Source organism: Luteimonas sp. TWI382, assembly GCF_039674545.1.
Taxonomy (GTDB): Bacteria; Pseudomonadota; Gammaproteobacteria; order Xanthomonadales; family Xanthomonadaceae; genus Luteimonas.
The window spans coordinates 93,476-108,353 of the sequence record NZ_JBDJNS010000012.1; the positions used below are offsets into that span (position 1 = coordinate 93,476).

Below are 14,878 nucleotides of genomic sequence, written 5' to 3' on the forward strand. Positions count from 1 at the left end.
ACCGGTGAGAGCGCCGGACCGGCGCGGCCGCGCGTCACGGGCGTCGAAGCAACGGGGGAGCGATGATGCGCGGCTCGATGTTCAAGACCGTCGCGGTTGTGGGCCTGGGCCTGGCGCTGGTGGCCGGCCTTCCGTTGCTGGTGAGCTGGCAGCTCTCGCGCTATGCCGATAGCCGGATCCAGTCCGGGCCGCTGCTGCTCGACGATGCAAGCGCGCCGCAGATGGCGTTCGTGCTCGAGGACACGCGCGCGCACGCGGTCGAGAACGGCATCGTGCGCAGTCGCTCGCGTCAGTACGCGCAAGTCGTGGACATGCGCGACGGCCGGTTGCTGTGGAGCCGGCGCTTGGACGCCGAGGATGCGCAAGGCCGCGACTGGGGCCGCGGCGCACTGCTGGGTGCATCGCAGCGCTATCTGTTTGCCTGGCGCAATGCGGTCTATGCCTTCGGCCGTGCCGATGGCCACCGTGAAAAGCCGGACGGCCCCCTGGCCGCACCGGTGGAACGGGCGCGCTACGACGCGCAGGCCGGGCAGTTGGCCGTCGTCGACGTACAGGGCCGCACTTGGCGTATCGACGGCGACACGCTGGCGGCGACGGCTGCAGACGAGATCGATCCGGCGACGCTGTTCGAGAAAGCCGACCCCGGGATGGCCGCGCCTGCGCTGGCGTCGGCCTCGGCGGCGGTCGACGCCGACGGTAGCTGGACGCTGCTGGCGACACCGGCGCAGGCGCAGGCGGTGGCCGCCGGGCGCGAGCGCGCCGGCGACGACATGCTCGATGTGCGCCGTCAAATGCTGCGTGGACGACTGGATTGGCGATCGCCCCAGACCAATCGCTTCGCGCCGGTGGGCGAGGCGGTGTTCATCCGCGGCGTGTTCCTGCGTGATCCGGTGCGCGCACCGCTGGCCGTCGACACGGCGCTGTCGCAGGTCGGACCGGAACATGACGTGCCGAAGCCCGAGTCGCCGCGCATGCCGCATTTCGGGCGCGAGCCGTCCGACTTTCCCAACGAGGCCGCCTATCGACAGGCACGGGCGCGCTACCGTGCGCAGCTGCCGGCCGCGCTGCGCCAGCTCAGCGCCGAGCAGTTGGAGTACACGCGCGCGATGGCCGCCTACCGTGCGCAACGGCAGCAGGCCAATGCGCAAGCACGGCAGACGCGCGCTGCGCGCAATGCGTACGTGAACGCGATGCGCGGCCTGCTGCGGCATGCGCCGCTCGCGGCCGACAACGCCCTGTGGACGGTCGGCGCGGCGCGCGATCGCCTGGTGCTGCACGCCACCCATGCGGCGCGCGGTGCGCCGCAACTGCTCAGTGCGGTCGGCGAGGACGGGCAAGTGCGCTGGACGCTGGCGCTGGAGGTGGAGCGGCTCGATGCGATCTGGCGCGCACGCGACGGCGCGCTGCTGGCCGTTGGACGTAGCGACGATGCGCGCTCGGATGTGCTGTTGCGGGTGGAGCCGGGCAGCGGCACCGGCTGGCGCTACCTGGCGCGCACACGCGACACGCAGCCGTTGGCGCCGGGCGCGCCGGCGTCGGAGGCGACCCGATGATCGAACTGATGGTGGTGCTTGCGGCGATGGCACTGCTGGTGCTGGTGGCGCTGTGGGCTGCGGCGTGGCCGCTGCGGCACTGGTGGCGCTTGCGCCGGATCGCCGCCGCTGGCGTTCGCCGCGAGGCCGAGGTGCTCGCGGCGAGCGCAGGGCCGGGCCCGGCGACCACGGTGACCTTGGCGTTCGACAACCTGAGCGGACATCGGATCCAGGACGCGGTGACGCTGGTCGACACCCGGCCGCAACTGCGCCGATTCGTGCCCGGTGGGCGCCTGATGGTGCGGCTGGCGCCGGACCCGCGTCGCGCGCCGCGACTGTTGATCGAGGGCGCGCGTTCGCGCCCGGGCATCTGGGCCGGGGCCTTGCCGCTGCTGCCGCTGGGCATCGCCGCGCTGTGCGCCTGGCGCCTGCGGCTGCGCCATTACCAGGCCGGCGGCGAGTGGTCGGAGATGTTCGGTCATGGGCAGGCCGAGTTCGGACTGGCGATCGCGATGCTGCTGCTGGCGGCGGCGCTGGCCTTCGTCGTGCGGTTGCTGCGGCGCCACGTCGTACCTGTCTCCGTCGAGCTGCGCTACGCCGGCGCGCCGGCGGTGGCCGAGGTGCTGTCGGCCGAGCACACCGGTACGGTGATCAACGAAGCACCCGTCATCGCCCTGCGCCTGCGCTTCGTCGATCGTGCCGGCGTCACCCATACGGTCGTCGCCAAGCGCGCGATCGCGCCGTTGCGGTTGGCGCGCGTGGAGGCGGCGCGCACGCTCGAGGTGCTGTACCTGCCTGCACGCCCCACGCGTGTGGCGTTGCCGACGCTGGATTAGCCGCCCCGGCGCGCCGACGCCGGCTCGGCGATGCTAGGGTGACGCCCTGTTCATTGGGCACAGGAGCCGACATGCAGACCATCCGCGATCAGGCCCTGGCGTGCCGTGACGCCGCCTGTACGCTGGCCGGCCTGGGGACCGCGGCACGCGACGCGCTGCTGCGCGCGATGGCCGATGCACTGGACGCGCATGCCGAGACGATTCTGGCCGCCAACGCGCGCGACCTCGAGGCGGCGCAGGCGCGCGGCACCGGCGGCGCGTTGCTCGATCGCCTGCGCCTGGACGCGGTGCGGCTGGCGGGCGTGTCGGCGGCGGTGCGCGAGGTGGCGGGGTTGCCCGATCCGGTCGGGCAGGTGACCCGCGACGATGTGCGCCCCAACGGCCTGCACGTGCGCAAGATGCGCGTGCCGCTGGGCGTGATCGCGATGATCTACGAGGCGCGCCCGAACGTGACCGCCGATGCCGCGGCGCTGTGCATCAAGGCCGGCAATGGGGTGATCCTGCGTGGCGGCAGCGAGGCGATCCACTCCAGCACCGCGATCGCCGCCGCGCTGCGCGAGGCGATCGCCGCGCACGGCGTCGGCCCCGACGCGTTGACCCTGGTGACCGACCTGCGCCGCGAGACCATGCTCGCCCTGTTGCAGCTCAACGAGATTGTCGACCTGGCGATCCCGCGCGGCGGCGAAGGCCTGATCCGCTTCGTCGCCGAGCACGCCCGGGTGCCGGTGATCAAGCACTACAAGGGCGTGTGCCATTTGTTCGTCGATGCCAGCGCCGATCCCGAGGTTGCATTGCGGATGCTGATCGACGGCAAGACCAGCCGCCCCAGCGCCTGCAACGCGCTCGAGACACTGCTGGTGCATGCCGACATCGCCGCGACGTTCGTGCCGCGTGCGGTGCAGGCGTTGCAGGCGGCCGGCGTCGAAGTCCGCGGCGATGCGCGCGTCCGTGCCCTGGCCGGCGACGTCGCCGAGGCGAGCGAGGACGACTACGCCGCCGAGTTCCTCGACCTCATCATCGCCGCGCGCGTGGTCGACTCGCTCGACGACGCGATTGCGCACATCCAGCGCTTCGGTTCCGACCACACCGAGGTCATCGCCACGCGCGACGACGACAACGCCACCCGCTTCGTCGCGGCGCTTCGCGCAGCGGTGGTGATGGTCAACGCCTCGTCGCGCTTCAGTGACGGCGGCGAGCTGGGCCTGGGCGCGGAGATCGGCATCTCGACCACACGCCTGCATGCCTACGGGCCGATGGGTCTGGAGGCGCTGACCGTCGAGCGCTTCGTCGTTTGCGGGACCGGTCAGGTGCGGCACCCGTAGCGGGCTGCCCGCTCTGCACCTGACGCGCCGGCCGTCAGTTCGGCGCGGACCTGCGGCCTGAAGCGATCTCGCGCATCAGATACTTCTGCACCTTGCCGGTGATCGTCATCGGGAAGCCATCGACGAATTCGATGTCGCGCGGAATCTTGTAGTGGGCGATGCGGCCGCGGCAGAACGCGCGGATCTCATCGGCGGTGCACGTCGCACCCTCGGCCAGGCGGATCCAGGCGCAGACTTCCTCGCCGAAGCGCGCGTCCGGCACGCCGAACACCTGCACGTCGGCGACGGCAGGGTGGGTGTGCAGGAATTCCTCGATCTCGCGCGGATAGATGTTCTCGCCGCCGCGGATGAGCATGTCCTTGAGCCGGCCGACGATCCGGCAGTAGCCATCGGCGTCGAGCGTGGCCAGGTCGCCGGTGTGCATCCAGCCGTCGGCGTCGAGCACTTCGGCGGTGCGTGCCGGTTCGCCCCAGTAGCCGCGCATGACCGAGTAACCGCGGGTCTGCAGTTCGCCGGTCTCGCCGCGCGCCACGACCACGCCGTCCTTGTCGACGATGCGCACCTCGACGTGCGGATGCACCCGGCCGACCGAGTCGACGCGCCGGTCGAGCGGGTCGTCGGGTGTGGTCTGGAAGCTCACCGGACTGGTCTCGGTCATGCCGTAGGCGATGGTGACCTCGCGCATGTGCATGCGCTCGACGACCTTCTTCATGACCTCGATCGGGCAGGGCGAGCCGGCCATGATCCCGGTGCGCAGCGACGACAGGTCGAAGTCGCCAAAGCGCGGGTGGTCGAGCTCGGCGATGAACATCGTCGGCACGCCATGCAGGCCGGTGCAGCGCTCGCGCTCGACCGTCTGCAGGGTCGTCAGCGGGTCGAAGCCTTCGCCGGGAATCACCATGCACGCCCCGTGGGTGACGCAGGCCAGGTTGCCCAGCACCATGCCGAAGCAGTGATAGAACGGCACCGGGATGCACAGCCGGTCGGCCTCGGTCAGGCGCATGGCCTCGCCGACGAACCAGCCGTTGTTGACGATGTTGCGGTGGCTCAGCGTCGCGCCCTTCGGCGCGCCCGTGGTGCCGGAGGTGAACTGGATGTTGATCGCATCGTCCGGGGACAGGCGGTCCTGCAAGGCCGCCAGCCGGGCGTGTGCGTCGGGGGCGTCGCAGGCGGCCACGGTGTCGAAGCGCAGCGTGCCGGGCACATCGTCACCGTCGCCGAGCACCAGGACCTGGCGCAAGTCGGGCAGGCGGGCGGCCTGCAGTGCGCCGGGTGTCGCGCTGTCGAGTTCAGGGGCCAGTTCGCGCAGCAAGCCAAGGTAGTCGGAGGTCTTGAACGCACGCGCCAGCACCAGCGCTGCGCAACCGACACGCGTCAGCGCGTACTCGAGCTCGTGCGTACGGTAGGCCGGGTTGATGTTGACCAGGACCAGCCCGGCGCGCGCGGACGCGAACTGCATCAGCACCCATTCGGCGCGGTTGAGCGACCAGATGCCGATGCGATCGCCCGGTTCGAGTCCCAGCGCGAGCAGGCCCGCGGCCAGCCGTGTGACCGCGGCATCGAATGCGCGGTAACTGAGCCGCACCGATTGCGACGGGACGACCAGCGCCTCGCGATCGGAGTGCTGGGCCGCCACGCGCGCGAGCATCGCGCCGACGGTCTCCTCGAGCAGGGGCGTCTCGCTGGGGCCGGTGACGTGGCTGGGCGTTTGGTCCATGGGAATCGGCTGCGCTATCGTGAGTGCGCAGGATACGAGGCCCGCCCGGGAAGTTCACGGCGCAGCGACTGCGGTGCAGCCGCCGCGCTGCGCAGATTCAGGCGTCTGTGACCGAACGCGACCACCGATCCCTGCGATTGGCCTCGCCGGATATGGACCGCTGTCTGTTGATCCCCTTCGTCTTTCTCTTCCAACTGTTCGGCGGCATCGTCGGCCAGGTCGCGTTGATGCAAGGTAGCTTCGCGCTGCGTCCGGCAGAGGCGGCAATCGACCATCCGTCGCGTCCGCATCGCCTGTTCTATCGTGGTATGGCGCTGCTGATGTGCAACCTGTGGTCGTTGCTGGCGACGCTCCTGTTGCTCGATGCGGTCGGCGTCGATGTGCCGGCGCCGGGCCTGTCGCCACCGGCACGCGTGGCGACCCTGGTGTTGCTGCCGCTCCCGTTGCTCGGCGTGTTCTATTGGCTGTACGTGCGATTCCTGCGTTGGGTGGCGTAAAGCGATCCCCGATCGAACCGCTGACGGCAGCCCCGGCGCCAGCGTGCGTCGCCGTTACCAGCTGTCCTCGAGCGCGCGCGGCTTGCAGGCCAGCCAGCCACCGACCAGCAACACGCCGACGAAGCCGTAGAGCATCGCGAACGGCCAGTGCCAACCGCCGGTCGCGCCGTGCAGCACGCCGAACAGCAGCGGGCCGGCGCAGCTGAGCGTGTAGCCCACGCCCTGCATGAAGCCCGACAGCGCGGCCGAGCCGGCGGGCGTGCGCGTACGCAGGTTGATCAGCGTCAGCGCCAGCGGAAACGTCGACGGGCCCAGGCCCAACAGCACGACCCACAGCACCGGCGCGGCCATCGGTGCGAGCAGCAAGCCGGAGAACGCTGCGATATGGCAACAGGCGCACAGCAGCACGATCGCGAACGGATTGCGTACACGTACCGCAAGCGCGGGCATACCCAGTGCACTGACCAGGCCGAGTGCGGAGAACAGCGCCACCATCGTGCCGCCGAAGGCAGGCGAGGCGCCGGCTTCGCTGAGCAGGGTCGGCAACCAGGTGAACATCGCGTAGGTGATTAGCGAGGTGGTGCCGAACATCATCGCCATGCCCCAGGCGACCGGCGAGCGCCACGCCCGGCCGCGCGCGCCGCCGGACGGGACGCTGGCCACGGCGGTCGACGGGCCATCGACGCGGACGCCGCTGCCGCGTCGCCGCGCCATCGCCAGCAGGCCGACCCACGGCAACGCCGCGGCCAGCGCGGTCAAGGTCCAGGCGCCGAGCGCCACCCGCCAGCCGGCGGCCTCGGCCAGCGGCACGGCCAGCAGTGCGGGCAGCATCGTGCCCAACTGCAACACGGTGATGTAGAGCGTGGAGACCGCGCCGACCCGATCGGGGAAGTAGCGTTTGACCAGTGGCGGCAGCACCACGTTGCCGATGCCCATACCGGCCAGCGCGACGATCGACCCGGCCATCAGCAGGCCCACGCCACCGGCGCACGAGCGCAGCACCAGACCGGCAGTGGCGAGCAGCATCGCCAGCAATGCCGTGCGCTCGATGCCGACGCGGCGCGCGAGCATCGGCGTGGTCACGCCGAAGACGGCGAAGGCCGCGGTGGGCAGCATGCCCAGCACGCCTGCAGTGGCCGAGCCGAAGCCGAATTGGGTGCCGAGCAGGTCGAGCAGCGGGGTCAGCGAGGTCACCGCGGTGCGCAGGTTGAAGGCTGACAGCGCGATGCCCAGCAGCACCACCAGGCGCACCGTGCGCAAGGCGATCGGTGGACGGACGGTGTGGGGCGTGGGGGTCATGGCGGGCGGCATCGCATGCCGCGAACCGGGCACGGCCTTAGATAAACGAAAACCGGCACGACGGCCGGTTTCGGATCACCAGATTGGTCGGGGAGACAGGATTCGAACCTGCGACCTCTACGTCCCGAACGTAGCGCTCTACCAGACTGAGCTACACCCCGACAGGTGAGCCGCGCATTCTACCGATGCACCCGTCACCAGGGCAAGGGGGGCGTGTTCGACGGGGGGCGATCGGCCTCTGGAGGAGGGCGGTGGCGTCGTCGGCGCGGCGGGCTGCGATAATAGCGGGCACGACGCGATACCGACAATGGGGTCGCCGTCATCCGCTGCTGGATGTTTCCGATTCATGACCTCGCCGCCGCAAGGAAAGGACCCGACCGGTCCTCGTCGTCTTCGCCTGCAATGGCTCGATGCGCAACTGCTGCCGAGCCGGTCGCGCCATCGCGTGGCCCAGGCCAGCCAAGTGCTCGCCGGCTGGCTGCTGGTGCCCCAGGCCGCGGCGATCGCCTGGGGGCTGGATGCGGCGCTGATCGACGGACGCGGACTCGATGCGCTGCGTGCGCCGCTCGCGCTGCTGGCGGTCGCCTTGCTGGCGCGCACGCTGCTGGGATGGATCGGGCAGCGCGCGGCCGCCGATGCGGTCGAGGACACGCTGACGCGCATGCGCGTGGGGCTGGCACGTGCAGCGATCGCGCGCGGTCCGGTGTGGCTGCGGGGGCGCCGCAGCGGCGAACTGGTCGCGCTGTCCACCGGCCATGTCGATGCCGCCGCGCCGTACTTCGGCGGCTACCTGCTCGCGCGCGCCGAGGTGATGCTGGTGCCGCCGGTGCTGCTGGTGGCGGTGTTCGCCGCCGATTGGATCGTCGGTCTGCTGCTGTTGGCGGCCGCGCCGCTGGCGCCGTTCTTCATGGCGCTGATCGGCATGCGCGCCGAGGCCGCCGGCCGCGCGCAGCTGTCGGCGCTCGCCAGGGCCGGGGCGCATTTCACCGATCGCTTGCGTGGGCTCGACCTGATCCGGGTCTACGGCCGCGGTGAAGCGGAGCTGGCGCAGGTCGGCGAGGCCACCGAAACCATCCGCGTGCGCAGCATGCGCGTGCTGCGCATCGCGTTTCTGTCCTCGACGGTGCTCGAGTTCTTCGCCTCGGTCAGTGTCGCGCTGGTGGCGCTGTATTTCGGCTTCAGCTACCTGGGGCTGATCGCGTTGCGCGACCCGGCCCCGAGCCTGGCGATCGGCCTGTTCTGCCTGCTGCTGGCGCCGGAGTTCCACGGGCCGATGCGTCGTCTGGCCGGGCATTACCACGATCGTGCGAACGCACTGGCCGCAGTCGCCGAGGTCGAGGCCGCGTTCGACGGCACCCGGCCTGCGCTCGATGCCGCGCCGGCGATCGATCCCGCACCGGTGGCGACCGGTGCGCCGGCGGTGCGGATCGAGGCGATCACGCTGCGCCATCCCGGCGCTGCAATGCCGGCGCTGGCCGGCGCCTCGCGCGATATCCCGGCCGGGCAGCGCCTGGCGATCGTCGCGCCCAGCGGCGGCGGCAAGAGCACGCTGCTCGACGCGCTCGCCGGCTGGCTGCCGCCCGAGTGCGGTCGCATCCACGTGCCGGCCGGCACCCGGATCGCCTTGGCCGGGCAGCGGCCGTGGCTGTTCCAGGGCAGCCTGCGCGACAACCTGCGCATCGGCGCGCCGCAGGCCGATGAGGCTGCGGTGCACGAGGCGGCGCAGATCGCGCAGGTCATGCGGTTTGCCGCGCGCCTGCCCGAGGGCTTGGACACGCCCATCGGCGAGCATGGCTTCGGGCTGTCGGGTGGGCAGGCGCGTCGTGTGGCGCTGGCGCGCGCGTTGCTGCTGCGGCCGCAGTTGCTGCTGCTCGATGAGCCGACGGCGTTTCTGGATCCTGCGACCGAAGCCGACCTGCTCGCCGCACTCGACGCTTCGCTGCGCGACTGCACCGTGATCGTCGCCACGCACAGCCAGGCCGTCATGGACTGGGCCGACGCGGTCTGGCGCTTGCCGGGTCCGCTGGTGGCGCCGCTCGAGTCGCCCGTGGAGTCGGTGCGATGAGCGCGGCCTCCGATCGCGCCATCGCCAGCACCCGCATGCTGCTGCGTCGCCATCGCGGGCGCGTGGCCGCGGCGATCGGCCTGCTGGCGCTGACGCTGGTGTCCGGCGTCGCGCTGCTGGGGCTGTCGGGTGGCTTCATCGCGGCGAGCGCGCTGACCTTCGGCACCCTGGGCAGCTTCAACTTCTTCACCCCGTCGGCCGGCATCCGGGCGCTGACCTTCGCGCGCATCGCGTCGCGCTATGTCGAAAAGCTCGCCGGCCACGACGCGATGCTGCGCATCGCCCGCGACCTGCGCAGCTGGTTCTTCGCACGCGCGCTGCGGCTCACGCCCGGCCAGTTGGGGCGCCTGCGCACCGGCGATCTGCTGGCGCGGCTGCTGGGCGACATCGACGCGGTGGACGGTCTGCTGTTGCGCGCGACCGGCCCATTGCTGGCACTGCTCGCGCTCGGCGTGGCGGGCCTGGGCGTTGCCGCCTGGCTGCACCCGCCGACCGCGGCCTGGCTGGCGCTGGTCGCGCTGGCCACCGGGCTCGGCGTGCCCTGGCTGGTCGCCCGCGGGCGGTCGGCGGCCGAGGCCGAGCGGGCGCGGCGCCGGGCCGAGCTGCGCGCCCGCCTGCATGAGCTCTACGACGGGCAGGCCGATCTGGCAGCACTGGGCGTGGCCGATGGCTGGTTGGCCCGCGTCGATGCCGACGCACAAGCGGTGGGCGATGCCGAGCGCGTGCGCCGGCGGCAGCTGGCGGACGGCGGCCTGTGGCATGGGGTGGCGACCGGTGTTGGCCTGGTCGGCACCTTGTGGATCGTCGGCGCCTGGGCGCTGGGCGGGGCGCTGCCGGCCGCGCATGCGGCGGCGCTGTTCTTCCTCGCGATCGGGCTGTTCGAGGCCTGGGCCGGGGCCGGCCTGGCCTGGCAGGCGCTGCTGGCTGCACGTGCATCGATCGCGCGTCTGGACGCGGTGGCCGGCACCGAGCCGACGGTCGTCGATCCCGCGGCGCCGGTGGCCTTGCCGGCCGCCGGGGCGCTGCATTTCGACGAGGTGACCTTCGCCTGGCCGGGCCAGGACCGGCCGGTGCTGCGCGGGCTGACGCTTTCGGTCGCGCCCGGCGAGCGCGTGACGATCGGCGGCGACAGCGGCGGCGGCAAGTCCACGCTGGCGGCGTTGCTGCTGCGCAGTGCTGAGCCCGATGCGGGCACGCTGACGTTCGGCGGCGTCGACCTGCGTCACGTGCGCCAGCGCGACTGGTTCGCGCGGATCGCCTGGTTGCCGCAGAACGCTCCGGTGTTCGCCGGCAGTGTGCGCGACAACCTGGTGTTCGGTGCGCCGCAGGCCGACGACGCGCAGCTGTGGGCGATGCTGGCGCGGGTGCGGCTGGCCGACTGGGCGCGCGCGCTGGGCGGGCTCGATGCCTGGGTCGGCGAGGCCGGCATCACGATGTCCGGGGGGCAGGCGCGGCGGCTGGCGCTGGCCCGTGCGCTGCTGCGCGAGGCCGCGCTGGTGGTGCTCGACGAACCGACCGAGGGCCTGGACCACGACACGGCCGATGCGCTGCTGCGCGAACTGCCCGACCTGCTCGATGGCCGCAGCCTGCTGCTGATCACCCACGGCGCGGTGCCGCCGGGGCTGGCGGACCGCCACCTGTGGCTGCGCGACGGGCACCTGCATGCCGACACGCCCTAGAATGGCGGTCTTCCTCCGCATCACCGACGAGCTGCCCGCATGATCAAGCCCCGGACCCCGCCCGGCGTCATGGAACTGTTGCCGCGTGACCAGATCGCGTTCCAGCGCATGCTGGACACGATCCGCCGCACGTTCGAAGGTTTCGGGTTCCTGCCGATCGAGACGCCGGTGTTCGAACTGTCGGAGACCCTGCTGACCAAGTCGGGCGGTGAGACCGAGCGGCAGGTCTATTTCGTGCAGTCGACCGGTGCGCTCGCCAAATCGGCCGACAGCGGCCAGGCCGACGGCCTGCCGGAACTGGCGCTGCGCTTCGACCTGACCGTGCCGTTGGCGCGTTACGTCGCCGAGCACGAGCACGACCTGGCATTCCCGTTCCGCCGCTACCAGATGCAGCGCGTCTACCGCGGCGAGCGCGCCCAGCGCGGACGCTTCCGCGAGTTCTACCAGTGCGACATCGACGTGATCGGCAAGGACACGCTGTCGCCGCGCTATGACGCCGAGGTGCCGGCGGTGATCAGCGCGGTGTTCGCTGCGCTCGACATTGGCGAATTCACGATCCAGCTCAACCACCGCAAGCTGCTGCGCGGCTACTTCGAAGGGCAGGGCATCGACGACGCGCAGCAGATGACCGTGCTGCGCGAGATCGACAAGCTCGACAAGCGCGGCGAGGATGCGGTGCGCGCGACGCTGACCGGCGCCGAGTTCGGTTTGTCGGACGCGGTCGCCGACCGCCTGCTGGCGTTCTCGCGCGTGCGCTCGACCGGCCATGACGACGCCCTGGCCAAGCTCGACGCGCTCGGCGCCGGCACGGCGCTGTTCGAGGAAGGGCGCGAGGAGCTGCGCGATCTGCTCAACCAGCTGCGTGCGCTCGGCGTGCCCGAGTCGCGCTACGCGCTGAACCTGTCGATCGCGCGTGGCCTGGATTACTACACCGGCATGGTCTACGAGACTGTGCTCGATGCGCACCCGCAGATCGGTTCGATCTGTTCGGGCGGACGCTACGACAACCTCGCCAGCCACTACACCAAGTCCAAGCTGCCGGGCGTGGGCATCTCGATCGGTCTGACCCGGCTGTTCTGGCAGCTGCGCGAGGCGGGCCTGGTGCACACCGCCGACAGCTCGGTCGACGTGCTGGTGACGCTGTTCGACGATGCCGGCCTGCCGTCGGCGCTGGCGCTGTCGCAGCGCCTGCGCAGTGCCGGGCTCAACGTCGAGACCCAGCTCGAGCCGCGCAAGCTCGCCAAGCAAATGCAGTACGCCGATCGCGCCGGCATCCGCTTCGTGGTGATTCGCGGCGACGAGGAAGCGGCGCGCGGCGTGGTTGCGGTCAAGGATCTGCGCCGCGGCGAGCAGTTCGAGGTGGCCGACGACGACCTGCCGCGGACATTGCTGGTCGAGCGGGAGCAGGCGAGATCGATGCCGTGATCGGCCTGCGCGTCGCCGTCGTCTGCAAAGGAGCACATTGATGAAAGCCATCCGTCTCGACGGCCGCTCGCTGACCCGCGCGCAACTGGTGATCGTCGCCCACGGCGCGCCGGTCGAGCTCGACGACCAGGCGCTGCACGCAGTGGCGAACGCAGCCGACTTCCTTGCCGAGCAGGTGCGCCGCGAAGAACCGATCTATGGCGTGTCCACCGGCTTTGGCAGCAATGCCGACCGCCTGCTCGGCGCGCGCCCGCTGCGCGACGACCTGCCGGGCGCCACGCCTTCGGGGCGCGCATTGCACGAGGAACTGCAGCACAACCTCATCGTCACTCACGCGGTCTGCGTCGGCGAGCCGCTGGCGCCGGAGGTGGTGCGCGCGATGCTGTGCATCCGCATCAACACGTTGCTCAAGGGCCATTCGGGCATCCGTGTGGCGACGCTGCAGGCGCTGGCCGACCTGCTCAACGCCGGCATCGTGCCCGTGGTGCCGGGGCTGGGCTCGGTCGGTGCCTCGGGCGACCTGGCGCCGCTGTCGCACCTGGCGATCGTGCTGCTGGGGGGCGGAGAGGCGTTCTTCGCGGGCGAGCGCATGTCCGGCGCGGACGCACTGCGGCGCGCCGGCCTGGCACCGGTCACGCTGTCGTACAAGGAGGGCCTGGCGCTCAACAACGGCACTGCGCAGATGCTCGCCACTGGCGTGCTGGCGCTGCATCGGCTCGACGCATTGCTCGACACCGCCGATCTGGCCGCGGCGATGACCATCGATGCCTTCGCCGGCCGGCTCGGCGCATTCGACGCCGATGTCCACGCGCTGCGCCCGCATCCGGGCCAGGTCGAGGTCGCCGCGCACCTGCGCGAGCTGCTCGACGGCTCGACGCTGGCCGACATCGCCTACCACCTGGTGCCGAAGTTCCGGCCGTGGCTGCCGTCGAGCTGGGACACCGCGCAGGCCCAGGCGCTGCGCTTCGACATCGGCTGGGACTGGGTGCCGAGCGATCAGCGCCATGGTCGCGAGAAGTTCTATACCCGGTTCCGGCCGTTCCGTGGCGGCAAGAAGCACCAGCCGCAGGACGCCTACTCGCTGCGCTGCATCCCGCAGGTGCACGGCGCGGTGCGCGACGCGGTCGAGCAGGCCAAGCGCGTGTTCGACGTCGAGCTCAACGCGGTCACCGACAACCCGTTGGTGTTCCCGGGCCGCGAGGCCGAGCACGTCGAGCAGCAGGTGATCTCGGCCGGCCATTTCCACGGCATGCCACTGGCGCTGGCGATGAGCTACGTCAAGGCGGCGATCCCGGTGCTGGCGTCGATCTCCGAGCGCCGGCTGGCCAAGCTCGTCGACCCGGCGACCAACGACGGGCTGCCGGCGTTTTTGATCGGCAACGAGGACGCCACCGAGTCGGGTTTCATGATCGTGCAGTACACCGCGGCGGCGCTGGTCAACGACCTGGCCACGCGCGCGCACCCGGCCAGTGTGTACTCGGTGCCGACCAGCGCCAACGCCGAAGACCACGTCTCGATGGGCACCAACGAGGCGCGTCATGTGCTGGCGATGGCCGACGACCTGGGCAAGGTGCTCGCGCTGGAGCTCTACACCGCAGCCCAGGCGCTGGACCTGCGGATGGACATGATCAACGCCGCGCGCGACCTCGCGGGCCGGGGCGATGCCCAGGTGCTGGCGACGAAGGTGCAGGGCGGCCCGGCGCAGGATCGCGCGACGCACGCCGGCTTCCTCGACGAGGTCGAGGCGCTGCGCGTCGAGCTCGCCGCGTGCGCACCGTTCCACCCCGGCGCGATCGTCGCCGAGGCGCATGCGCGCATCCGCGAGGCGATCCCGTTCCTCGAACGCGACCGCGCACTCGATGGCGAGGTGGCCGCCGCGGTGCGCCTGGTCGCCGACGGCACGCTGCTGGGGGTGCTGCCGCGCTGGCGGGTGCCGGCCACCGGGCCTGCGGCGTGAACCTGCCGCTGCATTTCGGCTGGCTCGGGGTGCTGGAGGCTGCGCTGATCGCGATGGCGGTCGGTGCGCTGTGCTACCTGCTGTTCCACTGGCTGAGCGCGCGCTACCGCTGGGCGCACGGGCATTCGATCGCGTGGAGCAGCCTGGGCGCGCTCGCGATCGCGGTCGGCATCGATGCCTGGCACCTGTTCTACATGGGCGTGGTCAAGCTCGAATCGCCGGTCTATGCGCGCATCGCGCTGCAGAAGATCCACGATCCCAATTTCCTCGCCACCCGGGTGTTCCTGTCCTCGATCGCCGCGTTCTCGGGGGTCGCACTGGCTTGGCTGGGGATGCAGGCCCGCACGCGCGCCGACTGACACACCTCTCAAGAACCGGGGTCCAAGAACCGGGGGGCGGGGGGCGTTGGGGGGAGGAGTCCCCACGTGGCCCGGGGGGGGGGGGGCGGGGGTGGGGGGGGGGGGGGCTATCGCTTTTTGGGGGGGGGGGTTTGGGGGGGGGGGGGGGGGGGGGGGGGGGGGGGGGGGGGGGGGGGCGGGGGCTCGATGA

At 71.5% G+C, this 14,878-nt stretch carries 11 protein-coding genes and 1 tRNA gene; 9 read left to right on the plus strand and 3 right to left on the minus strand.

Annotated features, from left to right (window positions below; all coding sequences use genetic code 11):
- Positions 1-77: 77 nt before the first annotated feature.
- The 3 genes from ABE505_RS09915 to ABE505_RS09925 all read left to right on the plus strand — a co-directional run bounded on the left by ABE505_RS09915 (position 78) and on the right by ABE505_RS09925 (position 3,690).
- The gene (locus tag ABE505_RS09915; RefSeq protein WP_346442095.1) at positions 78-1,553 is read left to right on the plus strand and encodes a PA2928 family protein; all 1,476 of its coding nucleotides are present in this window, start codon (positions 78-80) and stop codon (positions 1,551-1,553) included.
- Positions 1,550-2,368, plus strand: a complete 819-nt coding sequence (locus tag ABE505_RS09920; protein WP_346442094.1) for a hypothetical protein — start codon at positions 1,550-1,552, stop codon at positions 2,366-2,368. Before ABE505_RS09915 ends, ABE505_RS09920 begins: the two co-directional genes overlap by 4 nt.
- A 71-nt stretch (positions 2,369-2,439) precedes the next feature.
- Complete coding sequence (locus tag ABE505_RS09925; protein ID WP_346442093.1) at positions 2,440-3,690, plus strand: glutamate-5-semialdehyde dehydrogenase; 1,251 nt, start codon at positions 2,440-2,442, stop codon at positions 3,688-3,690.
- Between the two features lie 34 nt (positions 3,691-3,724).
- On the opposite strand, the gene ABE505_RS09930 is transcribed toward ABE505_RS09925, so the two are convergent.
- The gene (locus ABE505_RS09930) at positions 3,725-5,407 is read right to left on the minus strand and encodes an AMP-binding protein (RefSeq protein ID WP_346442092.1); all 1,683 of its coding nucleotides are present in this window, start codon (positions 5,405-5,407) and stop codon (positions 3,725-3,727) included.
- A gap of 167 nt (positions 5,408-5,574) precedes the next feature.
- On the opposite strand from ABE505_RS09930, the gene ABE505_RS09935 reads away from it, so the two are divergent.
- The gene (locus ABE505_RS09935) at positions 5,575-5,904 is read left to right on the plus strand and encodes a hypothetical protein (protein ID WP_346442091.1); all 330 of its coding nucleotides are present in this window, start codon (positions 5,575-5,577) and stop codon (positions 5,902-5,904) included.
- A gap of 54 nt (positions 5,905-5,958) precedes the next feature.
- Here ABE505_RS09935 and ABE505_RS09940 read toward each other — a convergent pair whose 3' ends face one another.
- Together ABE505_RS09940 and ABE505_RS09945 are read right to left on the minus strand one after the other, a co-directional pair.
- Positions 5,959-7,203 carry an MFS transporter gene (locus ABE505_RS09940; RefSeq protein ID WP_346442090.1) on the minus strand — a complete coding sequence of 415 codons (1,245 nt, stop codon included), beginning with the start codon at positions 7,201-7,203 and terminating at the stop codon, positions 5,959-5,961.
- An 84-nt stretch (positions 7,204-7,287) separates the two neighbouring features.
- A tRNA-Pro gene (locus tag ABE505_RS09945) sits at positions 7,288-7,364 on the minus strand.
- Positions 7,365-7,549: 185 nt separating this feature from the next.
- On the opposite strand from ABE505_RS09945, the gene cydD reads away from it, so the two are divergent.
- From cydD to ABE505_RS09970, 5 genes are read left to right on the plus strand one after another with little or no spacing between them, the layout of a single operon-like run.
- Positions 7,550-9,268 carry a thiol reductant ABC exporter subunit CydD gene (gene cydD / locus ABE505_RS09950; protein ID WP_346442089.1) on the plus strand — a complete coding sequence of 573 codons (1,719 nt, stop codon included), beginning with the start codon at positions 7,550-7,552 and terminating at the stop codon, positions 9,266-9,268.
- Entirely contained in the window at positions 9,265-10,947 is a 1,683-nt protein-coding gene (gene cydC / locus ABE505_RS09955; protein ID WP_346442088.1) for a thiol reductant ABC exporter subunit CydC, read from the plus strand. The genes cydD and cydC overlap by 4 nt, the downstream gene beginning before the upstream one ends.
- Positions 10,948-10,986: 39 nt before the next feature.
- Positions 10,987-12,372, plus strand: a complete 1,386-nt coding sequence (gene hisS / locus ABE505_RS09960; protein WP_346442087.1) for a histidine--tRNA ligase — start codon at positions 10,987-10,989, stop codon at positions 12,370-12,372.
- A gap of 40 nt (positions 12,373-12,412) precedes the next feature.
- Positions 12,413-14,329 (plus strand): aromatic amino acid lyase, encoded by a 1,917-nt coding sequence (locus tag ABE505_RS09965; protein WP_346442086.1) that lies wholly within the window; start codon positions 12,413-12,415, stop codon positions 14,327-14,329.
- The gene (locus tag ABE505_RS09970) at positions 14,326-14,688 is read left to right on the plus strand and encodes a hypothetical protein (protein WP_346442085.1); all 363 of its coding nucleotides are present in this window, start codon (positions 14,326-14,328) and stop codon (positions 14,686-14,688) included. The genes ABE505_RS09965 and ABE505_RS09970 overlap by 4 nt, the downstream gene beginning before the upstream one ends.
- Positions 14,689-14,878 lie beyond the last annotated feature (190 nt).

Coding starts and splice junctions, on each gene's coding strand:
- ABE505_RS09925 (WP_346442093.1), top strand. CDS start 2,440: ATGCAGACCATCCGCGATCAGGCCCTGGCGTGCCGTGACGCCGCCTGT.
- cydC (WP_346442088.1), top strand. CDS start 9,265: ATGAGCGCGGCCTCCGATCGCGCCATCGCCAGCACCCGCATGCTGCTG.
- ABE505_RS09940 (WP_346442090.1), bottom strand. CDS start 7,203: ATGACCCCCACGCCCCACACCGTCCGTCCACCGATCGCCTTGCGCACG.
- ABE505_RS09965 (WP_346442086.1), top strand. CDS start 12,413: ATGAAAGCCATCCGTCTCGACGGCCGCTCGCTGACCCGCGCGCAACTG.
- ABE505_RS09920 (WP_346442094.1), top strand. CDS start 1,550: ATGATCGAACTGATGGTGGTGCTTGCGGCGATGGCACTGCTGGTGCTG.
- hisS (WP_346442087.1), top strand. CDS start 10,987: ATGATCAAGCCCCGGACCCCGCCCGGCGTCATGGAACTGTTGCCGCGT.
- cydD (WP_346442089.1), top strand. CDS start 7,550: ATGACCTCGCCGCCGCAAGGAAAGGACCCGACCGGTCCTCGTCGTCTT.
- ABE505_RS09930 (WP_346442092.1), bottom strand. CDS start 5,407: ATGGACCAAACGCCCAGCCACGTCACCGGCCCCAGCGAGACGCCCCTG.
- ABE505_RS09915 (WP_346442095.1), top strand. CDS start 78: ATGTTCAAGACCGTCGCGGTTGTGGGCCTGGGCCTGGCGCTGGTGGCC.